The sequence below is a fragment of the Pseudomonas sp. G2-4 genome (genome assembly GCF_030064125.1).
Classification (GTDB): domain Bacteria; phylum Pseudomonadota; class Gammaproteobacteria; order Pseudomonadales; family Pseudomonadaceae; genus Aquipseudomonas.
In genome coordinates, this window is sequence record NZ_CP125957.1 from 809,512 (window position 1) to 834,523 (window position 25,012).

Sequence of the window (25,012 nt, forward strand, 5' to 3'; positions counted from 1 at the left end):
GTCTATCAGTTACGGCCGTCGGGCAGGATCAGATCGCGCAGGCCATCGCCGACCAGGTTGATGCCCAGCACCAGAATCATCAGGGCGACGCCGGGAATGGCGATGACCCACGGGGAAAAGAACATGTAGGGTTTGCCTTCAGCGATCATCAAACCCCAGGACGGCGTCGGCGGCTGCACGCCAACGCCGAGGAATGACAGGGCCGACTCCAGCAGGATCGCGTGGGCCATTTCCAGCGTCGCGACGACGATCAGCGCGCCGACCAGGTTGGGCAGGATTTCACTGACCAGAATGCGCAGGGTCGAGCAGCCAAGTGCCTGGGCCGATGCCACATATTCAGCGTCGCGAATCTGTTGCACCGAAGCCCTGACCACCACCGCGAAGCGATCCCATAACAGGCAGCCGAGCAGCACGATGACCACTTTCAGTGAACCGCCCATCAGCGAGGCCGAGGCCAGCGCGACCATTACGACCGGCATCGCCAGCCGGGTGGTGATCAGGTAGCTGATAAACGCATCGACCTTGCCGCCGTAGTAACCGGCCAACAGCCCCATGACGGTGCCGATAAAGCCGGAAATCAGCGCCGCCGCAATGCCGATGAACAGTGAAATACGGGCGCCGTAGAGCAATCGCGACAGGTAATCCCGGCCCAGTTTGTCGGTGCCGAGGACGTATTCCCAGGTGCCGTTGGCCATCCATACCGGCGGTTTCATGCGCAGCATCACGTCCTGCGCATAAGGGTCGTAAGGTGCCAGCCACGGCGCGAACAGTGCACCGGCGAAGATGATCAGCAACAACGCCGCGCCGATGGCGAAACCACGGTGACGAAAGCTCTTGCCAAGGACTCGGCCCAGGCTGCTCGGGGGTGGCAGGTAGTCATTGATCGCGAGGGTCGTGGGGGTGCTCATGTAAACCTCCTAGCGCACGCGAATGCGCGGGTCGAGCAGTGCGTTGAGCACATCGGCCAGCAAGGTGAGGATGATGTAGATCACCGCAATCAGCAGGACCACGGCCTGTACCACCGGAAAGTCGTCACGGGCGATGGCGTCCCAGGCGAGTTGTCCGATGCCTTGCAGGGAGAACACCGTTTCGATCACCACCGAACCGCCGAGCATGAACCCGAACTCCACCGCCGCCAGCGCGACGACCGGAATCAAGGCGTTGCGCAGTGCGTGCTTGAACAGCACGCGGGCAGGGCGCAGGCCCTTGGCGCGGGCGGTGCGGATGTAATCGGAACTGAGCACATCAAGCATGCCGGCGCGGGTCAGGCGCATGATTGCCGGCGTCGCGTAGTAGCCCAAGGCAATGGCCGGCATGACGAAGTGCAGCAGGGTCGAGTTGCCGGACACCGGCAGCCACTTGAGCGTCACCGCGAATACCACGATCAACATCAGCGCAAACCAGAAACTAGGCATTGCCTGACCCAGCACCGCAATGCTCAAGGCCAGTCGGTCAACCCAGGTGTCGCGCTTGACCGCCGCCAGCACGCCCAGCGGAATCGCCACCAGCAAGGCGATGCCCAGCGCCATGGCCCCTAGCCCGAGGGTAATCGGCAAGCGGCTGACGACGAGGTTGTAGACCGATTCCTGGAAGAAAAAAGAGTTGCCCAGGTCCAGCCGCAACAAATCACCCAGCCAGTTGAAGTACTGGGTCGGTAGCGGTTTGTTCAAACCGTATTGCACGCGGATCTGTTCGATCTGTTCGCTCGTGGCTTCCGGTCCGCCAATGGCCGTGGCCAGGTCGCCGGACAGGTGCAAAAGAGAAAAGCTGATCACCGACACGGTAATGGCAACGCAAACAGCGATGCCCAGACGGCGCAGAAGGAATCCAAGCATGGCAAGTTTCCTCATATCCAATGGATGACATGGGTGAGGAGGTGTCCTTGGTGCGGGTCAGTCCGCAGCCACGGCACCTCTCGATGAATCCGCTCGGTTACGGATTATTTCCAACTGGACTGGACGAAACGCGGCAGCTCATCCGGGTACGGCGTGAAGGCGAGTTCGGCGGTGTAGGCGTAGTTCATCGAGTAGTTGAACAGCGGCGCCCAGTACGCCTGTTCGCTGATGCGCTGCAACGCCTTGCGGTAGTTGTCCTTGCGCACTTGCGGGTCGAGGGCATTGTCGGCGGCCTGCAACCAGCCCTGGACTTGTGGGTCCTTGATGTTGTCGTCCGGGTTGCCCTTGAACCAGGTACCGGCCGACGCCGAGGTGTCGAGGATCGAGAACGAGCCCCAGGCCTGAAACGACATGGGTACCTTGCCGCCGCGTTGCTGATCGCGCAGGGCGGCGTACTTCAAGTAGCGGAGCTTGGCGTTGATGCCCACGGCGCGCAGGTTACCGATGATGGCTTCGACGTAATCACGGTCGCGATAAGCGAAGATTTCTGTCTCGAAGCCATTTGGGTAGCCCGCTTCGGCGAGCAGCGCCTTGGCCTTGGCCGGGTCATAGTTGTAGACCGTGGCCGCCGTGGTATCGCAGCCGAACTGGCCTGGATAACAGGCAACCTGCAAGGGTTTGGCTTCGCCACCCACCAATTGCGTGGCCAGCGCATTGCGGTTGATCGCATGGTTGATGGCCTGACGCACCTTGAGGTGCTTCATCGGCGAGTTTTCAGTGGAGGTGCCCCGGGCATCAAGAATCAGGAAACCGATGCGCATGGTTTCGCCGCTGGTCACGGTGAGATTCGGTATACCTTTGAGGTCGATTGCCTGATCCGAGGTGACGCGCCAGATCCAGTCGACACCGCCGGTCATCAACTCGGCCAGGCGGGTTTCTGCATCCGGGATTACCCGAAACTTGAGGTGAGCGATATGTGGCTTGCCTTGTGGGCTGTCCGGGAAGTAGTCCTTGTTGATCTCCATGCTCACGCCTTCGCCAGCCACCACCGACACGGCTTTATACGGCCCGGTTCCGATTGGTTTGCGACTGAATTCGGCCAGGCCGACTTTCTCGAAGTACTGCTTGGGGAACATCGGAACGGCGTTGGACAGGTATTCCAGTGCCGGAGGGAAAGGTTTCTTCAAGTACAGGCGGACGCTGTAGTCACCGGTTTTTTCGGCGCTCTTGATCCAGTCTACGTTTTGCACGGTAACGACCTTCGCTTCGGGCGACACCACGTAGTTGAGGGTGAACACCACGTCGTCGGCGGTGAAGGCGTCACCGTTGTGAAATTTGACGCCTTTGCGCAGCTCAAAGTCGATGGTGGTGTCGTCGACCTGTTTCCAGCCAGTGGCCAACATGGGTTGGTATTCGCCGCTGTTGGGATCGCGGTAGATCAGGTTGTCCCAGATCAGCCGGGCGAGAATCACGCCTTCGCGTAAATCGTTGTGATAGGGGCTGATGTTTTCAGGCTCGCTGTCGGAAGCGTAAACCAGGGTGTCGTTGGCTTTACCGGCATGAGCCGGAAAACTGCTGATGAGGCCCATCAGCGCAATACTGCAGGCGAAACCTTTGATGCCCATGCCGTCGTCTCCGTTGGCGAGAGTGGTTGAATCAAAGGGCAGCGAATCGCAAACGCGTAAAGGAGGATAAAAGGATCAGGTCGTGTTTTTTTTGATCTGGACACGAATGTAGGGAAAGGCTATCAATGCCACAAGAATAATATTTCGATACTTCCTTTGCCGAAAAGGCAAACCTTGGGGGCGCCGATGCAGCTGTATGGTGTGCAGTCCACGGCACTGCGCTATTTTCTTGAAGTGGCGCGATGCGGATCGATCAGCGAAGCCTCGGTACGGCTGAACGTCGCGGCGTCAGCGGTGAGCCGGCAGATTTCCAAGCTTGAGTTGGCCCTGGATGCCAGCCTGTTCGAGCGTCGTGCCCGGGGCATGGTGCTGAGCGAGGCGGGCGCGCGACTGGCGGCTTATGCGCGCAAGTCGCAGCTTGAGGCCGAGCAGGTGGTGCTGGAAATCACCGAGTTGCACGGCTTGCAGCGAGGCCATGTGCACGTTGCCTGCTCGGAAGGTTTTGCACTGGAATACATGCCCAGCAGTATTAGCGCGTTCCGGCGTGAGTATCAGGGCATCCATTTCACATTGGAGGTCTGTGCGCCTGCGGATGCGACTGAGAAGGTGCGTTCCGGCGAAGCCGATCTGGCGATGACCTTCAGCCTGACGCCGCAAAAGGAAATCAAGGTCGAACATGTCCTGGGCGGGGCGATTTTTGCCGTGGTCTCCAATTCCCATCCTTTGGCCGGGCGTGAATCTGTCAGCCTCGCCGAGTTGCAACCCTGGCCCATTGCGTTACCCAAGGCCGATACCACGATAAGGCAACTGTTCGACATCTGTTGCGGTGTTCAGGGGTTGTTGTTCGACCCGGTGTTGACCACGAATTACGTTGCCTCGCTCTACAGCTTCGTCCGCGAAGAGGGGGGGATCAGCCTGGCCAGCGAAATGACCTTGCACAAGCAGGTGGCAGACAAGGCACTCCAATGCTTGCCGATCCTGGATGAAGGCATGAAGGCACGGCGCATCGAACTGCAAAGCATGGCGGGACGCAATTTACCGGCGGCGGTTTCTGCGTTCAGGGATTTTTTGATTGCTGGGTTGGCGAAGGCGAAGCGTCGTTGAGAAGACGAGGTGGATTTCAGGCACAAAAAAAGACGTCCGTGGACGTCTTTAGATGATGAAGTGGTGGGCCGGGGTAATATCAAATCGTTGCGGCAACCCTAAGTGCCAACTCTGTTCGGTTTGTCACTTCTGCCTTGCGGAACAACGTATGGATCTGATTTCGGACCGTATTTGGGCTTGAGCCTAGTTCCCGGGCGATCTGCTTGTTGCTGATTCCGCTGGCGACTAGCTTCAGAATTTCAACCTCCCGGGTCGTAAACTGATACCAATCCAGCCCTGCGCCTATCTGCTCGAGTGGTACACAAGGTTGGAAATCGTCAGCTGCGTGAATTTGAGCTGCATGTTGAACAAGTACTGTGACCAGGCTTTTGGCAGTTTCAACGTTGTTCCAGCGCTTAGTCGAACTAACGACTGCAAAGAGAAGGTTGTTCTCGTCGAGGTGGGTGGCGTGGACGGCAAACCTTCTACCAAGGGTCGGCTCCTGTAGGAGCAAGCGGCGTCCTATACACGTGCATTTGCCGAGGTCAATCAAGGACGGCGCTCTCACTGCAGCCCATAGGGCGAGCAGCGAAGCACAGTGGCTCTGCAGCGTTTCGGGCTCTTCGTGAATTTCGCCTTCGAGAAAAAGGATTTTCTTGAAGTGAACGGCGGGGCCATTCACAGAGGCGATACCAATGGCAGTGCAGTCCACGTCCAGGTCTAGAAAGGATGGCGTTCTTATGCTTGTTTGAAGCCCTTGCCAGCTGTTCCTGTCGCTTTCCATATTCGCTCTCCCTGCCCGATGTAAGCACATCAGGAGCCTGGTTTCAGACACCTGATGTGCTTTGGACTTTGATTATATGGCCAAATGGTATCCCTCGCGACAGGCGTCGGCCGATTGGTACTGGTCTAACAACATCCGCTTTCTATGGGGCAGCAAGCAGCTGCCTGAGCGCCTTGAAAAGGAGCCAGCCCTTTGGTCACCTTCGGGTCTCGAAGAGCAGGTGTGTTGCAATCGAAAGGCGCGGCCTGACTCAGCGGTGGCTCGTTCACGCTGCGAAGTCCGAGGAAGGCGCCTTGGTAAGGAGCACGCATCATCAAGTCATATGTCTTTGCACATACAGCGACCCGCTCACCACGACGATACACATGTCCATCATCATCGCGCACTTCAAGCCAAGGACCGCGATAGATAACGGCCTGTCCTAACTCCCAGCACGGGCCTTGTTTACCTTTGTATGCCTTAACGGTGCACATGCGTACTTCAGCATCGCCAATTCTGTCGATAGCGCTTGCTGCCGTTGGCGACCAATGGACGGTGATGCCATGGAAACCGGCTTGTTCGAACGCAGCTATCACAGCCGTTTCTGACGGTAACCGAAGTGGCGCTCCGGCAGGTGCGGACCTGACGGTGTGGTGAGAGGTCAAAGGTTCATCGCCTACAAGTACTGCGCAGACCACGCAACCGGTTAGGTTCAGAGCACGAAATGCTTCCCTCAATACCTGTTTTTCATCCTCAGCATTCACGCGATTGAGGGTGAAGTCCATCAGGATTCGACTGGCCCAACCATCAGAAACAGCGGGCGAGCGCTCAACGCCAAATCGCAGTTTCTCCTCCAGTGCGATGTAACCATCGATGTCACGAATTAAGGCACCCTGGAGTAGTGGCTCAATAATGTTGGCATCACGCGATAAATCAGCAAGTGCCATTAGCCGCACGCAGCGAGCGTTGTCCATCATCGCTGCGCTTTTGCGTAGTTGGCGTGGGTCGCTATCAGCGATGATCAGTTCGCCGCGCATCTTGTCTACACACATAGACAGTAATTGAGAGTACGCACCTCCCCACCAAAGGACACGAGGTGGGGAGTCAGGCTGCTCATCAGCCTCGAGAGCGCCGTTCACTATGGCGGCGGTGTGGGTCAGTTCACGTTGCCAGGGCTCCAGTCGAGAGACCGCGGTATCAAGCATGTTCATTGGCAGAAACGTCCCAGGCATCGAGGTGGTCACGGTATTCAGTGTGAGCAGGCAGATCCGCGCCGAAGCGCTCAAGGTACCGTTGGATGGGCTGAGAGGAACGTATAAATCGGTCTTGGCAGATCTGCAGTGTGTTCAATGTCGTTTCAGTGAAGTTCAGGCCACGTTGGCTCAAAACCTTGAGCCACTGCCGGTCGAATTGCCAAGGGTAGGCACCGATTTCGAGGTTGGTCTGAGCGAACGTCAGGTAGCCTCGCTGGCGAATGTTGATGGCCTTTAGATCAACCGCTTGGAGGCTATCGTAGAAAATCACGGTCTTGGGGCGCGTGACTTTGCAGAACAGCCGCCATAGGTCTTTCATCGACGGACTGGTCTGATCGTCAACGACCAGGTTGACGTATTCACCTTCGGGCACCCAGCGAAACACGCTGGCGATGCTGGCTTGGAAAGCGTCCTGGTGCAGGAGGTTGAGCGCTTGGTCCGTAGCGACCGTATGCAGTTCGGCGTGATGGCGATCGGAGAGTAGCCTTTCGATACCCATCCATTGCTGATAGAGGCCATAGCGCTTACCGCTGTAGCGACCATCAGCAGAGCTACCAATCACGATGGATGGTCTGACGACAAGGAATGGAATGCCACATTCAGCAACTACGCGCTCAGCTGCCCGCTTGGTCAGCGTGTAGTTGGTAGGATCGCTCGGCGGCTCGTTCAGCGCCGTTTCTGGCACTACACCTCCAGAGTAGCCAGCGGAGTAGGCCGTGGAAACGAAGATAAAAAAGCTCACTCCTGCTTGTTTGGCTGCGACAGTAAGCCTTGCAGTGAAATCGACGTTCAGAGCTTGCAGCGCCTCATTATCGAAGTAATCGAGGCAACCTGCGCAGTGGACTACCGTGTCCACATTTCCTGAGCGAAGCATACTTTCCAGCAGCTCTACCGATGCGGTTTCAGCACCCTGCCAGTGAACAGTGGTCACCTTTTTCTCGAATTCGTCAGCACTTCTTCCCAATGCCAGCAGTTCCCGCTGCACTTCTTCTGGAATGCCAACGTTATGGTTACCTCGCCTGGTCGGGATGACCAAGTGATCTGCCCAGTCATCACTAAGCGCTTGAGCAGCCATGAGTGCGCCGAGGAATCCCGTGCCTCCTGTCAGGAAGACGCGTTTTCCGTGGCGTGGGGTCTGGAGAGGCGTTTTCATCGGACCTCGCCACTCGTGGGATTAAGGTTGGTTTCAGAAGCTGCAGCCAGTGCGTTATGAATCATCGTTTGGTCTGGCACTCCACCGTAGGAGATCAGCGTCTGGTCAACAATGACGATCGGGAATGCACTCAGACCATGAGTCATGAACAACTCCGTGACTTGCTGGGCTACCGCGCCTTCTTTTGCGTTCAGCTCTGCGGATAGCTTCGGAAGGATCGATTGCGCAGTAGTCACGGTAATCGTGAGTACCGGCCAGTCCAGCTTGGCCTGCGTCAAGGCGTCACGTGCTGCCGCTTCGATCTGTTCGTCAACCTGCGTAGTGCCGGGCATACAGCAACTTGCAGAGAGCACCACGATAGCTTCGGGCCCCAATGCACGTTTGACTTGGGTGATATCTGCGTCCGAAGTCTTTTTGAAAAAATTGAGCATGTCTTGCCCTCTTTATTTAGATGGTTACAGCACGAGTGCGACAGCCAGGCCAAGGACCAGAGCGCAAACAATGACTGTTAGCGTGTGGGCTATCACCAGGGGGAGTTTGAAAAGCCTGAACAGCAGCATGATCTCGGGAGGACTTGTGCCGATTGCCGCCACCAGAAAGGTCACAAGCGGTCCGACTGGAAACCCTTTCTCGATCAGGGCAAATCCGATTGGCAGCGCTGCTATGGGCGAGATGTACAGCGGTACGCCGACTAAGGCGCATGCCAGATACAGCCAGCCGGCCGGTAGTCGATCGACAAGGCTCATCAGTGTGTCTTTCGGTACGGCACCGTAGATCAAGCCTCCGATAAACAAGCCGATCAGCAGATACGGCGCGACCGTCCGCAACTCCTGCTTGGCCGCAAGCCAAGCGAATCGACTCGCAGGTTGCCAACCGGGCCAAGTTCGAATCCCCTGGCCCAGGAAGGCGGCACTGCTCTTGGGGGCAGGTGCTATCGTCACGTGTCTTGCCAGTCCGAGCCTTCCTGCTGCCACACCAGCAGCGGAAGTCAGTGCCAGGCCGCCGATGATGAAAACAGCGCCAGGGACAAACCCCACAGTGAGGAACAGCAGAATAAACACACCCTCGTTCACTACTGGCGAGGCCACCAGGAAAGCGAAACTGGGCACGAAGCCAACGCCTGCCCTGAGCATGCCGCTCAGCACGGGAATCGTGGAGCAGGAGCAAAAGGGCGTGATGACGCCCCCAACACTGGCGGCAAATGCCGACCGCCAGCCCGAGGACCCAAGTAGCGAGCCTTGTGTCGCTTGAAAGGGCATGCGTTGTTGCAGCATTACCACAAACCAGGTGACCAGCAGGAAAAGCCCAATGAGCAGGGCACCGTCCATGAGCAGAAACTCGAAGAAGGCTTGAATCCCCTGCGTTAACGTTGTGTTATCGGACATATGAGCTCCGCCGGTACTGATGAGAGCGGGCTGATGCAACGCGTCAGGCGTTGGCCAGCCCAGCGTTCATTGACGGGGTGCCGCCATAGGTTTGCATCGACTCGATCAGTGCCGCTGTGACAAGCGGATCGAAGTTCGCTTTATCGAGGGTTTCTACGTAGGTGTCCAAAGCTTCGATGCGAATTTCGTCGATGTCGGTCTTCAGGTCACCCAGTGAAAGAGCGCCGCAGTCAATGTTCAGTCGGTCGCAGAGGAAGTGGCAGCTGGTGCTCACCATGCTGAACAGCTCAGGCATTACACGATGGTGGGCCCATTTAAGGCTTTCATGAACACCTTCCGGGTCTTTGGCGATCAGGCCACGGATACGTGCCAGGCCGATTCCCAGATGCTCCAGTTCGTCTTCCAGAATCTTTCCGGCCAGTGCTGAAGTGTCCGGATCGCCCTGGCGCTGCAGGGTTCGGTACAGCACGATGGCCATGGTTTCGGTCATCAGGTCTTGAATGATCAGGCACGCAGCCAGATCCTTGTTTTGAACAGCCGCGCTGAAGTGGCGGCGGATGTTGAACCACTGCGGCTCCACGATCTCACGCATCACGATGTAGTCGTGGCGTTTGCCCAGGCTGGCCAGCATCAGAATGTGTTTTGATTCTTCGTAGGCTTGTTTGACGGTTTCGATCTTGCTTTCGGTATCTGGCATCAACGGCACCATTTCCGAATAGTTCTCTACCGCCATCACCTCTCCAGCGATTGCGTTTGAAGCGATGTACGCGATCAGGTTGAAATAACCGTCGCTTTTATTGTGCTCAGTGCTCAATTCTTCTCGGCGGTTTACAGCACGTAAGTCAACGGGTACGCGGTGATTGGGCTGGGTGCTGGCAGAAACTTCGTTCATTTTTATATCCTCCCATTAGGCTCAAGGACATTCCCTTGCCGCGCAATTGTCGGGAGGCTGCTGGCGTACAGCCATAGTACATAGCTTCTATTCAACGTTCGGTCCGTTCCGTCTTACGATTAGTCAGATATTGACGCATCGGTCACTCGGTGTGTCCCATGGAAATCGGGGAAGAAATGAATACAAGAACCTGGACGGCCCGGCACGTTGGTGTGCCTGTGCTGTGGATGCTGGGTGCGTTGCTTTGCCTGTCAGGCTGCAATCGTGAGACGGATCAAAAGACTGAAGCGAAGGCCGTGCGTGTCAGCGTCGTGGGGGCCAGTACCATCGCACCGTTGATAAGTGAACTGGCTAAAGCTTATGAGCGAGAGCATCCGGGCATTAGAATCGAGGTCCAGGCCGGCGGCAGTGCTCGGGGGATCATGGATGTGCGCAGCGGTACGGCTGTGCTTGGCATGGTCTCTCGTGAGCTCAAGCCTGAAGAGGGGGATCTGCAGCATGCGCTGATTGCCAAAGATGGCATCGGCATGATCGTTCATAAAAGCAACCCGATCACTGGCCTGACAAAAGAGCAGGTTGTCGGAATCTACACAGGCCGGATCACCCGTTGGAAAGACGTGGGGGGAGACGATTTGCCTATCACCGTCGTGAGCAAGGCAGAGGGGCGATCGACCCTGGAAATTTTCAGTGGGTTCTTTGGTATCCCCTACAAAGATATCCGCGCCCACGTGATTATTGGAGACAACCAGCAGGGTATTCAGACTGTTGCTGGCTCTCCCGCTGCAATCGGCTACGTGTCCATCGGTTCGGCTGAGTATGAAGCCGATCAGGGCGCCGCCATTCGGTTAATCCCTTTGGGAGATCAGATTCCATCGACAGCAGCGGTTGCGTCGGGCGAGTACGCGATCAGCCGGGACCTGAATTTGGTTTACAAAGCGCCTCTCACAGAGCCTGTCCAGGACTTCCTGGCGTTTGCCCGCTCCAATGAAGCAGCAGCCTTTGTGACTCGCATGTATTTCATTCCGGTGACGAAATGACGGCCAGGCGCTGCTGATCAGGCTCTCTCCATGACTTTATTGACAGAAGAGGTGGTCGCGAAGGCCCATCCCGCGAAGCTGCGTGGATGGGCGTTCTGGTCGGCCATGTCCATGCTCGCTCTGATAGGCGCGGCAATCGTGTTTTTGATTGTCGCTTTCTTGTTGAGTGAGGGTTTTCCACTGATCGCCCAGGGAGGGCTTGTAAGATTTTTTACGGACGAGGGGTGGTGGCCGCGGGACGCGAGCTACAACATGGCCCCAATGGTATTGGCGAGCCTTTACTTGACCTTGGGTGCGCTTGTCATTGCAACACCACTGAGCCTGGCCATTTCGCTGGTCACGACATTCAAGGCGCCGCCGCGGCTTGCTCGCGTGCTGCGCAATCTTGTGGAGCTCAGTGCTGCAGTGCCTACCGTGGTGTATGGACTTTGGGGCGTCAGTTCGATCGTTCCGATCGTGAACATCTGGAGCCCGCCAGGTGCGAGCTTATTGGCCGGTATCCTCATTGTTGCACTGATGATCATTCCAACGATCACGGTGTTGACCCAATCGGCCCTTCAGACTGTTCCGACAGCTTATGTACAGGGAGCTACAGCGCTGGGCGTTTCAACCAGCCAGACATTGCTTCGTATTGTTGTTCCTGCTGCCAGGCAGGGCATTTTTTCCGCAATGGTACTCGGTGCTGCCCGAGCAATCGGCGAGACAATGGTGGTGTTGATGGTCTGTGGCAACATTGTGCAGGTACCGACTTCGCTGTTTGATCCAGTACGAGCGTTGACGGCGAACATTGCCTTGGAAATGCCCTACGCGATGGGGGATCACCGCGCTTCCCTGTTCGTAGCCGGGCTGCTGATGTTGCTCTTGGTCAGCGCGTTGGTTGCAGTGGGCGAGTGGATCGGTATGCGTCAGAGGAAGATGACTTCATGAGGCGCTTTCAGGTGTTCGGTTTCGACTTCCGGGATTTCGTCTGGACGTTCGTGATGTATGGTCTGACGTTGACTGCAGTTGCGATGCTCCTGTGGCCGCTGCTAACGGTGTTCGGTAACGGACTTCAGGTGCTGAGCTGGGACTTTCTGTTGGCAAGCCCGGAAGATGCAGGCCGCAGCGGGGGGATCGCCCCCATTCTCGTGTCCACCCTGGGAATTGTATTGGTCAGCTTAACGGCCGCCTTGCCCTTAGCGTTTGGCGTCGCGGTCATGTTGACTGAGGGTTTTAATCCCGCAGGTTGGCCGGCTACGACACTGCGTTGCAGCCTCGACATACTGGCGGGCATTCCTTCGGTCGTATTTGGCTTATTTGGACTCAGCCTGTTCTGTCGGCAATTGGAGTTGGGGTATTCCATTCTGGCCGGCGGGCTGACCTTGGCCTGCATGATCCTGCCCACTTTGGCCCGTTCACTGGCATTTTCCTTGGAGTCCGCAGGTATTGCCCATCGTGCTGGCGGAGCAGCGCTCGGCCTCTCGAAACAGTCAGTTTTATGGCATGTGATGGTACCGGTAGCGCTGCCTGGCATATGCGCAGGTGTGGTGCTCGCATTGACCAGAGCCCTGGCGGAAACGGCTGTACTGCTCTTCACCAGCGGTTATTCCGACAGGATGCCCGAATCGGTTCTCGATTCCGGGCGCAGCGTCTCTGTTCATATTTATGACTTATCGACCAATGTGCCAGGCGGCACCCCTAACGCTTATGGCTCGGCCCTTGCGCTGCTGATGCTTCTGGCCTTGCTCAGCTTCACTGTGCACGCCTTGACTCGTTGGATGCAGCGACGCATGACTGGCAACACGACACGGAGTCTCTGAATGATGAGCAACGATAATAGAGCCATATCGCTTGAACCGTTTGTACGAGCAACATCAAGCGTGCATGGGGCGGTTACCCACTTGAGTACGGGCGCGCAAGGGCATATCGATATCCAAGATCTCTCCGTAAGTTATGGCAAGCGCACAGTCGTTGAGGGCGTGACGTTGCGCGTTCCACGCAATTCAGTCACCGCACTCATCGGTCCATCAGGGTGCGGGAAGTCGAGTTTGCTGTACTGCATCAACCGCCTGAACGATCTTGTGCCCGGCTGCTCGGTAGAAGGCTCGATCAACTTCAGTTGGATGGACAATAAGCGGCTGGCAAAAAACTCGACCCAGTTGCGGCGCCAGGTTGGGATGCTGTTTCAACGTCCCAATCCATTTCCATTTTCGATTCGCAAGAACCTTGAATTCGCACTCAGGCAGCACGGCATTCAAGCGCAGGCCGATATCAATAGCCGCATTGAGTCGTCATTACGGGAAGTGGGGTTGTGGGACGAGGTGCATGATCGACTCGACAGTTCAGCGATGGCGTTGTCGGGTGGTCAGCAACAACGACTGTGTCTCGCCAGGGCGCTGGTGTTGGATCCTGATGTTTTGCTGATGGTTGAACCATGCAGCGCCTTGGACCCGATCTCGACTCAAAAAATTGAAACGCTGATTCTTGGCCTGGCTCAACGACGAACGATCATTCTCGTGACCCATAGCTTGAGTCAGGCTCGCCGTGTAGCAGACCAGGTGGCTGTATTCTGGAAGCTTGGGGAGGTGGGCAAGTTGATTGAATGTGGCAAGGCCAGGGATGTGTTTGAGCGGCCACGCCATGAGCTGACTCAGACCTATTTGCAGTTCGCTTGAATTGAGCAACAGGCGCGTTGCAGTGCCATGGTACATCGGTTCCATTGTGGGGGGAGGGCGGCGATTTCTACTATGAACGCATGAACAAATACTCTCCTGACCCCGAGCAACACCCTACCGCGAGAGTGCAAGCGCTCTCGCTTCATGTCCACGACCTGCTCAAACATGCAGCACAGGTGCATGCAGCAGCAACGGTCACTTCTGTATCGCTGGAGGGTACGGTTGAAACTCAAACCTATGCTCAGCTGGCAAAAACTGCGCATAGCTGCGCCATGGAGCTTCACGCCATGGGGCTTCGGTCTGGAGAAGCACTTGTCAGTTTTGGTTTCAGTTCGCTCGATCAAATGGCTTGGCTTTACGCAGCACTACGCCAGGGCGTGGCCACTCATTTTCTAAACCCTCAACATCACCCAGAAGATCTCGGGCGCTTTCTTCAGCAACTGCGACCAAGCCTGTTGCTGCATGACGCTGTGACGGGGAGCGCTGCCCAGTCATTCGCAGCGTTGGTACCGGGTACCGCGATGCGCGAGATGGCACGGCGGGGCATCGGGAGTGGCAGCGAAAGCGTCGCCGTGGAGTTTGCGGAAAATACGGTATCCCATGTCTGCTACTCATCGGGTACCACAGGCGTTCCGAAGGTTGTTGAGTACACGCACCGTTCAACCGTGTTGCATGCCTGGGCCTGTGCCTTGCCCGACGCAATGGGCTTGAACAGTGCCGATCGGGTTATGCCGCTCATGCAGAATTTCCACGCCAGTGCATGGGGCGCTCCTTTTGTTTGCCCGCTAGTCGGTGCGTCATTGGTGCTCGTACCACCGCATCGCGATCCTGCGCAGTGGTTTCAATGGATCGAGACGCACCGCGTTACGGTCTTGGGGGCAGTCTCTGCACATTGGCTGGCGCTCGTGCGCTACATGCGAACCAACGGATTGAGCTTCAGCACCCTGCGCCGCACGGTTGTCGGTGGTACGCGACTACCTTTTGAAGTTGCTCAGTTCATCCAGGAAAAGCTTGGCGTCGAGGTATGCCATGCCTGGGGAATGACTGAGACATCACCCTTGGCCACTATCGAGCGCTTCGATAGCAGCAAGGCCTCTCTGCGTCACGGCAAACCTGTATTTGGCATTGAATTGGCCGTGCAGTGCGAAGGGGGTTTTTGCTCGACGCAGGGGACTGGTGAGCTGATGGCCCGTGGGCATTGGGTTGCCCACAGCACAGCAAATAGCAGTAGTTGGCTGGCAACCGGGGACTTCGCGACGCTGCACGAAAACTCGGAATTAGAGGTCATCGATCGCATGGAAGATTCGTTGATCGCCGATGGTATCCCCCTCAGTTCAGCCCTTGTGGAGCATCAGGCTCGATTGGTTCCAGGTGTTGCAGATGCAGCATTGCTGGTCACCGATGTTACTTCCGGCAGGAGCGTGCTTGCTTGGGTGGCTATGCCTGAGGTCGATTCCGATTCAGTCACTGCCGAGCTCGAACAAAACCTTTCCAAGACCTTCAACGGGTGGCGTCCGACGCAGTTCACCGTCGTGGATGCGTTTCCGTATACAGCGTCTGCAAAGGTCCAGAAACACCTTCTCAAAGATCACATCGCTCAGTTGTACAAAGGCGATGCGGCTTTGACTCCCACTTCCTCCTGCTGATGCCTGACTTATGACGCAAGTAACGAAAACTGCAGCGGTAGATTCTGTTCACGAAGCCGGCATCAAGAGTTCATTGCCCTTGGAGCGGTATGTGACCTGGGTGGTCGATCATCGGCGTTGGGTCATTGCCCTGATACTGGCTCTATCGGCGTTCTTCGGCTTTTTTGCAGCCAAACAACAAGTGATCATCAACCCTGCCGCAGTTGTTCCGCAGAGCCATCCATACATCAAGGCGACCAACACCATCGAGAGGATCTTCGGTTCGAAGTACCTCGTGGTGATCGGTCTGACCCCAGCTCAGGGCGATGCGCTGCAACCTCAGGTGCTCGAAGCCGTGAAGCGCATCACGGACAAGCTCTATGCCGCGCCATCGGTGACCAAACAGACGCTGCTGAGTCTTTCCTCGCGGCAAGCAAAGAGTATTCGTGGGAACGCCGAAGGGTTTGAGGCCAAGCCGTTGCTCGGTGATCAGATACCGACGACCGAAGAGCAACTGAGTGCCCTGAAGTCGGCCATCGATGCAAACCCGGTTTATCGGGACACCGTAATCTCCAGCGACTGGCGAACAGCTACGATCATGCTGGAGCTCAAGGAAAATCCCAATGGTTTTGGGGCAATGCTCTCGGATGTTCATCAAATCCTGAGCCAGGAGAATACGCCAGGCGTCGAGATCTCCTTGAGTGGCAATCCGGTGTTCCTGCACCAGGCTGAGGTTTTTGCAGATCGAATCAACTGGTTATTCCCCATCGCGGTGCTGGTGATTGGCTTGCTGCACTACGAAGCCTTCCGTACCCGTCAGGGACTGATTCTTCCCTTGGTCACAGCATTGCTCTCGGTGGTCTGGGGCGTCGGTATCATGGGATTGATGAAGGTGCCGATGGATATCTTCAACTCGCCTACGCCAATCCTGATTCTTGCCGTTGCGGCTGGTCACGCCGTTCAATTACTCAAGCGCTACTACGAACACTTCATCGAACTGGTCAACGGGCAGCACATGGCCCCAGAAGTGGCCAACCGGCTGGCGACGATTCAATCGCTCGTGGCAGTGGGACCCGTTTTGGTGATTGCCGGTGGTGTCGCAGCTTTGGGTTTCTTCTCGTTGGTAGTGTTCGAGCTTGAAACCGTCCGGGCCTTCGGTATTTTCACGGGCATCGGCATCCTCGCCGCGGTGCTACTGGAGTTCACGTTCACTCCGGCAGTTCGTGCCAGCCTGAAACCCCCTTCGGCGGCACAGATTGATACCGAGACCAAACCGCGAATTTGGGATCGCCTGAGTGCTCGCATTGCTCATTTGGTAATCACGCCGCGCAGTCGTAGGTGGATCCTGGCGGCCTTCGTCGTATTGATAGGTGTTGCGATTGCTGGCTGGCCCAAGGTGCATGTCGATAACTCGAGCAAGAGTTTCTTCTCTGACTCACTGCCACTGCAGCGGGACGATAACCTGCTGAACGCACAGACTGGCGGTACCAACGTTCTGTATGTAATGGTCGATACAGGGCAGGCCGATGGCGTGAAAGATCCACAGATCCTGAATGCTATCCGGGAGCTCCAGGCTGATGCCGCGAAGCGCTCGATCGTGGGTAAGACCTTGTCCATCGATGACTTTCTCCAGCGCATGCACGGCGCTGCATCTGGGGACACGGGTGCTATTAATCCACTACCTGACGATCGAAACCTGATCGCCCAGTACCTGTTCCTTTACTCGATGTCTGGCGATCCGGAAGACTTCTCGGCGCATGTCGATTATGACTACCAGCGAGCGAAGATCTCGATCATGTTGCGGACCAACAGCAACGCTGAAATTGATCGGCTGGTCAACGAGCTGCGTGAAATTGCGAACCAACGCTTCCCCAAAAATGTAACGGTTTCGTTCGGCGGGGAGGTGGCGCAGACACTGGCAGTCACTGATGTGATGGTGCACAGCAAGCTGCTGAATATCGCACAAATACTCGGTGTTATTTTTGCGGTATCCGTTATCGCCTTCCGTTCGTTCACCGCTGGCCTACTGGTGCTGTCGCCGCTACTTGTGGTCCTTTCGCTGGTCTTCGGCGTCATGGGCTACTTCGGTGTCCCTCTGAACATTCCCAACTCGTTGATCTCCGCCATGGCGGTGGGGATTGGCGCTGACTACGCGATCTATCTCATATACCGCATTGGTGAGTACACAGCCCAGGGCAAGGCCTTGCCTCAGGCCGTAGAAATGGCAATGAAAACCGCGGGTAAAGCCTGTCTGTTCGTTGCCACTGCTGTGGCAGGTGGCTATGCCGTCCTCATGTTCTCCTACGACTATAAGGTTCATATGTGGCTTTCTACTTTCATCGTGCTGGCGATGCTGGCAAGCGTGTTGGCAACCCTGACCCTCATTCCGAGCGCCATTCTGACCTTCAAACCAGCATTCATTTTCCAGCGTCGCTCGGGTGATCGTGGCGCAGTGCTGTTGATCATCCTGGCTGCTATCGGCTTCCTGACTTACTCACAGGTAGGTTGGTCGGCAGAGTTGGAGGCGAAGCAAATCATGGAGCGCAATGCTGCTGTAACTCGCTTCAGCACTTCCACGGCGGATGCAGAGTTTGTGCTGCAGACCAAGGATGGTGGTAAGCGCGTTCGCAAGTCGAACATGGCGTCGAAACTTCAGGAAAATGGGCAAGACACCATGCGTCTGGTCCGCTTCGAAGCGCCGGCAGACATTCGCGGAACCACGACTTTGCTCGTTGAACGCTCGGCCCAGGATGACGATATGTGGGTATACCTGCCGGCGATGAAACGTGTGCGCCGCCTGGTAGCCTCGAACAAAAAAGACAGCTTCATCGGTACTGACTTTAGTTATGGCGATGTCATGGGGCACAAGGTCGGCGACTGGAAGCACACCTTGCTCAGCCAGCAGGCACGTGACGGTGTTGAGCATTACGTCATTGAGTCGGTACCCGCTGAGGATAGCGTCCGCACTAATTCGGGGTATGCCAAACGCATGACTTGGGTGCGCAAGGACAATTTCGCCACGACTTACGTGGAAGCCTCGGATGCTAGTGGACAGCCTTACAAACAATTCTCCTTCGCGGACATCCAGTTGGTTGATTCAGCGAATGGAAAGTGGCAGCCAATGAAAACCGAGGGCAAGAACCTACAGAGTGGGCATACCACTACGATTACTTTCTCCAACTTCAAGGTCGGCGAGTCGCTGAGCGACAGCCTCTTCTCCGCGAACAACATAGCTTCCAAATAAGGAGAGGAGATGAGCGGGTCCTTTTTGCCCTGGTGGCGGGCCGGTGCTGTCGCGCCCCTGATTCTCTGCGCGAGTGCTTTTGCCAGCGCGCCGGAAGTGACAGGTGAGGTCGCTTCAGGCGTGTGGTCATCCAACCGCATGTTGGATGACCAACACGCGGTGTTCTCCAATCGTGCCAAGCTCAAACTGGATTGGCAGGCGTCCGAAAGCCTGCAGTTGAACAGTGAGGTCTGGGCGCTATCGTCTCCGGAGCGTCTGGATGAGAAGCGTGAAGACGCAGGAGTCAATGAGCTGTATGTGAAAAGCAGTGAGACGGTGTGTGCGCCTGCCCTGGGCAAAAAGCTGGTGATGTGGGGGCGTGCTGATGGGATCAATCCCACCGATCAGGTTTCACCGAGCAACTACCGAAGGTTGACCCCTGAGACGACTGATCAGCGCACGGGAAACTGGGGACTGCACCTGGACTGTGAGGTGGGCGCGGGAAAGCTGCAGGTGCATGTATTGGATCGATTCCAATTTAATGATGTGCCGCTGGAGAAGACACCAGGTGTGGTCTTCAGGGAGCAAGATCCAGATGTGCGCCCTACCGTTGCGGTGAAGTATGACGTGCTGGGTTCTGATGCTGATTGGTCGGTGAGTGTCATAGACGGCCATGACTTGTTTCCAACCTTTGCGGTACGAAGTGCCACGCCTGAAGGCATCACGCTCGGTCAGCACGCTACTCGCATGCGCATGATCGGTAGCGACTTCACAATAGTCCGTGGGGAAATGGCCTATAGGGGGGAAATTGCTTGGGTGGATTTTGAGCAGTCATCGAATCCTGCTGTTGCCCGTCGACAGCCCTATACCTCAGCAATTGGTGGTGCTGAGTGGTATGTCGGTGACCGCGAGACTGTTTCGTTGCAGGGCTTTTGGCGGCACTTGAGGTCAGTTTCGAGTCTGTCGAACGACCCGTTGCTTGCTCAGGTACAAGCGGCACAGGCGCTGATCAGCAATGAACTCGACCGTGACCAGTATGGGGTTACGCTCAGGTATGCCAAGCCACTGTTCGACTCAAAAGCCGACCTTGATCTCTTTGCCGTTTGGACTGAGCCCCGCAACGACTGGATGCTGCGAGGAAGACTCAAATACGCATTAACGGATTCGTGGCGGGTGAGCACCGGGTTCGACATCTTCAGGGGGCCCCAGGATTCCTTCCTGGGTCATTTGAGAACCAACTCATTAACGTTCGTTGAGGCAAGTTACAGCTGGTGATGCAGAGGCAGCAGCGCCGTGAAGTCTGGTTTTTCACCATGCAGGCCGCTGAAGCAGGGCACAGCGCTGTGAACTCCGTCGAACTGGCTATCGCTTCTGATGCTTGGGATCGCTCCCTGCGTTCATACTCTCGAGTTTGGAAAAAGTCTTCCGCCGGGTTTTCCGCACCGGCATCGTCCTGACACTACCCATTTGCTTGCCACCCTGGCCGCTTTGGCAATCCGCCTGAGCTTCTGAACCGGAGATACTTAATGAAAGTCTTGTTCATGTGCACCCACAACAGCTGCCGCAGCATATTGTCTGAAGCACTGTTCAATCACCTGGCGCCCGAGGCAATGGAAGCGGTGAGCTCGGGAAGTTTTCCAAGTGGCAAGGTCAATGCTCAAGCGTTGAAGACTCTGGAAGCCGCCGGCATTTCTACCAAAGGCCTATCAAGCAAGGCTTCGGATGCATTTGAAAATGCGCCACCGGACATTGTCATTACCGTGTGCGATCGAGCAGCAGGCGAGGCGTGCCCGATCTTCTTCGGCCCTTCTCTCAAAGCCCATTGGGGCTTGGCTGACCCATCCGTCGCGACCGGTAGCGAAGCGGAGATCGAAGCTGCGTTCCAAGTGACGCTAGCCAAGATCGAGGAACGGGTCCGCGCATTCATAGCCCTGCCTGTAAGGCAAATGAGTGAGGATGACCTCAAAGCAGCGCTCGTCAGCATCGGTAGTCTCTAACGATTGGATTCAAGGGGTTGGAATGAACGACATCTGGCCAAACATTCAACCAGAGCGGGTCGATCTACCCGCCACTGAAGCCAGTCACCATCACTGAGGACGTAACCCTTGTCTCTCGGTTTGACCGCCTGAGCTGGCGGTTGGAGAGGCGGGTGGTTTGTGCGCTCAGAGAACTGCCCATGACACCGTTTGGCATTCTCAAGGTTAGCGCCGGGAGGCTGGGAATACCCAAACGGCTGGGACACAACAAGCTGTTGAGGAGCCCAGTAGCGCTGAAACCCTTGATTTCACTGGGTTTCAGGCACAAAAAAAGACGTCCGTGGACGTCTTTAGATGATGAAGTGGTGGGCCGGGGTAATTTGAATGGGTTCGGTAACTTATTGATTTATAATGTTAATAACGATTTTAATTTTTGGTTGGAATACCAATTGGAATACCGCTCGGTATTAAGGGGCGATCGTCGCGTGCCGCTCTGACGATTTACATGGTCGTGAGTCTGTCTACACAGTCCACTTGGTCTATCGGCCAGGATTAAGCAAAGCCGAGGTACTTCTTACTCAGCCTCTACCAAAAAGGTGAGTGCACCGAAAATCTTTACTCGACCTTTCAATCTGAAGCTACCGAAAATGTAATGAGCGTTTTAGGCACCACGCGTCATATAGGAACATTGTGCAGCCAAACCCTGTGCCCAGAATGTAGTTTCTACGACTGGTTCAGCACGGGGTCGCTCGTTCAAATAGGTACTGAAAATTAGCATTCGCGTTACGGCCTAATCAGTAGACATCTCCATCTCTGGGCTGAGGGTGCCGAGCCAGGCAACTAGAGCCATGATGATCACCGCGATCAACAGCTCTAGAATCACGCTGCGCCGCAAGGCGTTAATGGCGACACTGTGAGTGCCTGTCTGAATGGATCGTTCGAGCAGCGGACTCAGTTGAAAACGGTTCAAGGCCGCAAACATGAGCATCCCGACAAACAAAAAAATCTTTAACGACAATAGGGCACCATAGGTAGTGGTGGTCAAAGTCCGCTCAACAACAGACCTGCGCTGAGTGCTGCAGCAACACTGAAGGCTTTAAGAGATGACATGCAAGGCTCCTGCCTTGCAATTGACCGTCATCCATACCCTACATCTGAGAGTGATCCATTCCCTTCATTCGGCCAGGGCTCACTTCAGAGATTCGGTGCCAGCCGCCATTTTTCGAGCACGATGTCACATCATCTGGCTGCGCTGCGATTGAGTAGCACCCATAGATTTTTCTTGTTGTGATAGGCCGTGCCTGGTTAGCCTAACGTAGTCGTCAATTGCTAGGATAATCGGCGACTACTTGATCGGTACCCGTTAGGGTCTGACCTATCACCTGATACGGCTGTTTGGTTTGGCCGTACTCCATTCCAGGCGAACCAGCGGGCATACCCGGCACCGCAACTCCGACGAGGTCGGGGTGATCCTTCAGGTCGAGAATCTGTGCTACCGGTACATGCCCTTCGACAAACTTTCCGTCAATCATCGCGGTATGACAGGAGGCCAAGCGCGGAGCGACGCCTAGGCGCTGTTTGACTTCGCTCATGTTGGGCTCGACATGGTCGCGCACGCTGAAGCCATTGACTTCAAGATACTTTATCCAGTCCTTGCAGCAGCCGCAGCTAGGATCGCGGTAAACGTCGATGACTTCAGCGGCTTGTGCCGCTCCGGTCATGAGTAGTGTCGTGAACACAGCAATACGCAGACTGGTATTCATGGGAGTTCTCCAGTTTAAAAATAATGCTTACCGGCAGCAGCAACCGCCGCCGTTCCCGCCACAGCCCGAGGTTTTCTTACTCGCTACGCTTTCGACTGTCGCCAGCTGTGCTGGATAGCCCGCGTCCTCCAGAGCTGCAAGCAGCGCATGGCTGTCCGAATCGCCGCTGACCTTCACCCGGCCGGCTTGTAGATCCACTGTTACGTCACTGACGCCTTCAAGTGGGCGCAGCGCTTCGGTGACATGTTTGACACATGAACCACAGCTCATGCCTTGGACTTGCAGTTCAACAGTTTTCATTGGTGACTCCTCACAACAAAGTTGATCATGGAAATGACGCATGAGGCTTTTCTGCGGCGTTGGCTTGTCCTCAACCTTGCTGCCATGGCAAGGTCAAGCGGTCGTTTTCATTCAATCAATGGAAGCCTGGTGCAGACGCAAGGCGTTGAATACCACCGACGCCGAGCTCACGCTCATGGCCAGTGCGGCAATGAGCGGTGACAGAAGGTGACCGGTAAGTGGATAGAACAAGCCGGCAGCCAGTGGGATACCCATGGCGTTGTAAAGGAAGGCGAAGGTCAGGTTCTGGTGCATATTACTCACCGTTGCGACTGACAGGCTGCGAGCACGCAGGATACCGAGCAGATCGCCCTTGACCAGGGTGACCTGAGCGCTGTTCATCGCCACGTCAGTGCCGGTGCCCATGGCGATACCTACATCAGCGCGAGCCAGTGCGGGGGCATCATTAATGCCGTCGCCGGCCATTGCCACGCGGTGTCCGGCTTGTTGCAGAGATGCCACCAGACGTTCTTTATCTTGCGGTTTGACCTCGCCGTGCACCTCCTCGATGCCCAACTGGCGAGCTACCGAACGAGCAGTCGTAAGGCCGTCGCCAGTGGCCATGATGACCTTGACGCCATCCGCCTGCAGACGCTCGACGGCCAGCTTCGTGGTGGGTTTGATGGGGTCGGCAACAGCCAGCAAACCCGCCAGGGCGCCATTGACTGCCAGGTACATGATGCTCGTACCGTCGCCGCGTAGCTTCTCGGCATGTACTTGCAAGCTCTCGGTGGAAACGCCGGCCTCCTGCATCAACGCGGTATTGCCTAGCATCAGGCGGCGACCCTCGACCTGACCGCTTACACCAATACCTGAGGCTGACTCGAAGGTTTCAGGTGTCACCAGTTTTAGCCCTGCGGCACGAGCCTGCTCGACGATGGCGTGGGCCAATGGATGCTCGCTGCCCTGATCGAGACTTGCGGCCAGGCGCAACACTTCATCCTGTGTAAATCCGGGTACGGCCTCGACGCTATGGAATGCTGGTCGACCTTCAGTGAGGGTGCCAGTTTTGTCGACTATCAAGATGTCTATCTTGCGCAGGTTTTCGATGGCGGCGGCATCGCGAAACAATACGCCGCTGCCAGCAGCCTTGCCGGTGGCAACCATGACTGACATCGGTGTCGCTAGGCCAAGGGCACAGGGACAGGCGATGATCATGACCGCGACAGCGTTGATCAGTCCGAACACCCAACTTGGCTCGGGCCCCCACAGCCCCCAGCCGAGTAGAGTCAGCGCGGCGATAGCAATCACCACAATCACGAAGTAACTGGCAATCACATCTGCCAGCCGTTGCATCGGCGCTTTTGAGCGTTGTGCCTGCACAACCATCTGCACAATCTGTGCGAGCAGGGTCGCCGACCCTATCTTCTGCGCCTTCATCACCAGACTGCCGTGGATGTTGAGAGTGGCGCCAATCAGCGCGTCGCCGGCTCTCTTCATGATCGGTATCGGTTCGCCGGTGAGCATCGACTCATCTACAGCGCTTTCGCCTTGCAACACCTGACCGTCGACAGGCACTTTTTCGCCCGGTCGCACACGTAACGTGTCGCCGCTGTGTACGTGTGTCAGAGGGATGTCTTCTTCCGTGCCATCGGCATTGATCCGTCGGGCAGTTTTGGGTGCCAGTCCAAGCAGCGACTTGATGGCAGCCGAGGTTTGCGAGCGAGCCTTGAGTTCAAGCATCTGGCCGAGAAGGGTCAGTGAGATGATCACAGCCGCCGCTTCGAAGTACACACCGATGCGGCCCTCCATCATGAAGTTGCTGGGGAATACATTGGGGGTCAGGGTGGCCACGACGCTGTAAAGGAAGGCCGCCGCCGTGCCGAGGCCGATTAGCGTCCACATGTTCGGACTTCGCTGAATCACCGAACGCACACCACGCACATAAAACGGCCAGCCAGCCCACAGCACGACGGGTGTAGCCAATCCCAGCTCGACCCAATTTTGCGTGGTGCCATGGAACAGCACCAGGGCATGGCCACCCATAGCCAGCACGGTTACGACCACTGTCAGTGGCAATGTCCACCAGAAGCGCCGGGTGAAGTCCTTGAGTTCTAAGTTCTCTTCTTCCTCCAATTCGGGAATCACCGGCTCTAAGGTCATGCCGCACTTAGGGCAGACGCCGGGGCCGATCCGGCGAATTTCCGGATGCATGGGACATGTGTATTCAGCGGCACCCGTTAACGGTTCTGCTGTTGTCTGAGGGATTTGTTCGATTTTCAGTTGAGATATTCGATAACGCTCGGGCGCTGCCCTGAAGGTCGTTTGGCATTTCTGGCTGCAGAACCGGTAGTTTTGCCCCTCATATTCCGTGCTGAACTGGCTGTCGTTACTGACGGTCATGCCACATACCGGGTCATGGGAGCCGGTGGGTTGGGGTTCAGAGTTCTGTATTGGGCCGTGCTC

General features: G+C 56.3%; 22 protein-coding genes and 1 pseudogene. 10 read left to right on the plus strand and 13 right to left on the minus strand.

Going from position 1 to position 25,012, the window contains the following annotated elements; genetic code table 11:
• Positions 1-5: 5 nt before the first annotated feature.
• The 3 genes from QNH97_RS03440 to QNH97_RS03450 form a co-directional block, all read right to left on the minus strand.
• On the minus strand, positions 6-908 hold the full coding sequence (locus tag QNH97_RS03440; protein ID WP_283555613.1) for an ABC transporter permease: 903 nt from the start codon (positions 906-908) through the stop codon (positions 6-8).
• Between the two features lie 9 nt (positions 909-917).
• A complete protein-coding gene (locus QNH97_RS03445; protein ID WP_283555614.1) occupies positions 918-1,835 on the minus strand; it encodes an ABC transporter permease in 918 nt (305 codons plus the stop codon).
• Between the two features lie 104 nt (positions 1,836-1,939).
• The gene (locus tag QNH97_RS03450) at positions 1,940-3,460 is read right to left on the minus strand and encodes an ABC transporter substrate-binding protein (protein WP_283555615.1); all 1,521 of its coding nucleotides are present in this window, start codon (positions 3,458-3,460) and stop codon (positions 1,940-1,942) included.
• 186 nt (positions 3,461-3,646) lie between these two features.
• Between QNH97_RS03450 and QNH97_RS03455 the strand changes: the two genes are divergently transcribed.
• Positions 3,647-4,564: a LysR substrate-binding domain-containing protein gene (locus tag QNH97_RS03455; protein ID WP_283555616.1), complete on the plus strand. Its 918-nt coding sequence runs from the start codon at positions 3,647-3,649 to the stop codon at positions 4,562-4,564.
• Positions 4,565-4,643: 79 nt separating this feature from the next.
• Here QNH97_RS03455 and QNH97_RS03460 read toward each other — a convergent pair whose 3' ends face one another.
• The 6 genes from QNH97_RS03460 to QNH97_RS03485 all read right to left on the minus strand — a co-directional run bounded on the left by QNH97_RS03460 (position 4,644) and on the right by QNH97_RS03485 (position 9,989).
• On the minus strand, positions 4,644-5,327 hold the full coding sequence (locus QNH97_RS03460) for a helix-turn-helix transcriptional regulator (protein WP_025211743.1): 684 nt from the start codon (positions 5,325-5,327) through the stop codon (positions 4,644-4,646).
• 125 nt (positions 5,328-5,452) lie between these two features.
• Positions 5,453-6,517 (minus strand): DUF8838 domain-containing protein, encoded by a 1,065-nt coding sequence (locus QNH97_RS03465; RefSeq protein ID WP_283555617.1) that lies wholly within the window; start codon positions 6,515-6,517, stop codon positions 5,453-5,455.
• Positions 6,504-7,712 carry an SDR family oxidoreductase gene (locus QNH97_RS03470; protein ID WP_283555618.1) on the minus strand — a complete coding sequence of 403 codons (1,209 nt, stop codon included), beginning with the start codon at positions 7,710-7,712 and terminating at the stop codon, positions 6,504-6,506. Before QNH97_RS03470 ends, QNH97_RS03465 begins: the two co-directional genes overlap by 14 nt.
• A complete protein-coding gene (locus QNH97_RS03475; protein ID WP_283555619.1) occupies positions 7,709-8,143 on the minus strand; it encodes a hypothetical protein in 435 nt (144 codons plus the stop codon). Before QNH97_RS03475 ends, QNH97_RS03470 begins: the two co-directional genes overlap by 4 nt.
• 24 nt (positions 8,144-8,167) lie before the next feature.
• Entirely contained in the window at positions 8,168-9,097 is a 930-nt protein-coding gene (locus QNH97_RS03480) for a permease (RefSeq protein WP_025211747.1), read from the minus strand.
• A 43-nt stretch (positions 9,098-9,140) separates the two neighbouring features.
• Entirely contained in the window at positions 9,141-9,989 is an 849-nt protein-coding gene (locus tag QNH97_RS03485; protein WP_025211748.1) for a long-chain fatty aldehyde decarbonylase, read from the minus strand.
• 158 nt (positions 9,990-10,147) lie between these two features.
• Here QNH97_RS03485 and QNH97_RS03490 point away from each other — a divergent pair, with 158 nt between their 5' ends.
• The 9 genes from QNH97_RS03490 to QNH97_RS03530 all read left to right on the plus strand — a co-directional run bounded on the left by QNH97_RS03490 (position 10,148) and on the right by QNH97_RS03530 (position 21,001).
• A complete protein-coding gene (locus QNH97_RS03490) occupies positions 10,148-11,026 on the plus strand; it encodes a phosphate ABC transporter substrate-binding protein (RefSeq protein ID WP_283555620.1) in 879 nt (292 codons plus the stop codon).
• A gap of 30 nt (positions 11,027-11,056) precedes the next feature.
• A complete protein-coding gene (gene pstC, locus QNH97_RS03495; protein WP_283555621.1) occupies positions 11,057-11,953 on the plus strand; it encodes a phosphate ABC transporter permease subunit PstC in 897 nt (298 codons plus the stop codon).
• Positions 11,950-12,825, plus strand: a complete 876-nt coding sequence (pstA, locus tag QNH97_RS03500; RefSeq protein ID WP_283555622.1) for a phosphate ABC transporter permease PstA — start codon at positions 11,950-11,952, stop codon at positions 12,823-12,825. Before pstC ends, pstA begins: the two co-directional genes overlap by 4 nt.
• Positions 12,826-13,680, plus strand: a complete 855-nt coding sequence (locus QNH97_RS03505; RefSeq protein ID WP_283555623.1) for a phosphate ABC transporter ATP-binding protein — start codon at positions 12,826-12,828, stop codon at positions 13,678-13,680.
• 80 nt (positions 13,681-13,760) lie between these two features.
• Positions 13,761-15,326, plus strand: a complete 1,566-nt coding sequence (locus QNH97_RS03510; protein WP_283555624.1) for an AMP-binding protein — start codon at positions 13,761-13,763, stop codon at positions 15,324-15,326.
• Between the two features lie 10 nt (positions 15,327-15,336).
• Entirely contained in the window at positions 15,337-18,549 is a 3,213-nt protein-coding gene (locus tag QNH97_RS03515) for an outer membrane lipoprotein-sorting protein (protein WP_283555625.1), read from the plus strand.
• A 9-nt stretch (positions 18,550-18,558) separates the two neighbouring features.
• Positions 18,559-19,803 (plus strand): hypothetical protein, encoded by a 1,245-nt coding sequence (locus tag QNH97_RS03520; RefSeq protein WP_283555626.1) that lies wholly within the window; start codon positions 18,559-18,561, stop codon positions 19,801-19,803.
• 251 nt (positions 19,804-20,054) lie between these two features.
• Complete coding sequence (locus QNH97_RS03525; protein WP_283555627.1) at positions 20,055-20,525, plus strand: arsenate reductase ArsC; 471 nt, start codon at positions 20,055-20,057, stop codon at positions 20,523-20,525.
• Positions 20,526-20,704: 179 nt separating this feature from the next.
• The gene (locus QNH97_RS03530) at positions 20,705-21,001 is read left to right on the plus strand and encodes a hypothetical protein (protein WP_283555628.1); all 297 of its coding nucleotides are present in this window, start codon (positions 20,705-20,707) and stop codon (positions 20,999-21,001) included.
• Between the two features lie 293 nt (positions 21,002-21,294).
• Here the strand turns inward: QNH97_RS03530 and QNH97_RS03535 are convergent.
• The 4 genes and pseudogenes from QNH97_RS03535 to QNH97_RS03550 all read right to left on the minus strand — a co-directional run.
• Positions 21,295-21,540 (minus strand): annotated as a pseudogene (locus tag QNH97_RS03535) (CopD family protein); the annotation flags it as partial.
• 286 nt (positions 21,541-21,826) lie between these two features.
• Positions 21,827-22,267 carry a DUF411 domain-containing protein gene (locus tag QNH97_RS03540; protein ID WP_283555629.1) on the minus strand — a complete coding sequence of 147 codons (441 nt, stop codon included), beginning with the start codon at positions 22,265-22,267 and terminating at the stop codon, positions 21,827-21,829.
• Positions 22,268-22,294: 27 nt separating this feature from the next.
• On the minus strand, positions 22,295-22,567 hold the full coding sequence (locus QNH97_RS03545) for a heavy-metal-associated domain-containing protein (protein ID WP_283555630.1): 273 nt from the start codon (positions 22,565-22,567) through the stop codon (positions 22,295-22,297).
• Positions 22,568-22,678: 111 nt separating this feature from the next.
• The gene (locus tag QNH97_RS03550; RefSeq protein ID WP_283555631.1) at positions 22,679-24,949 is read right to left on the minus strand and encodes a heavy metal translocating P-type ATPase; all 2,271 of its coding nucleotides are present in this window, start codon (positions 24,947-24,949) and stop codon (positions 22,679-22,681) included.
• Positions 24,950-25,012: the final 63 nt, after the last annotated feature.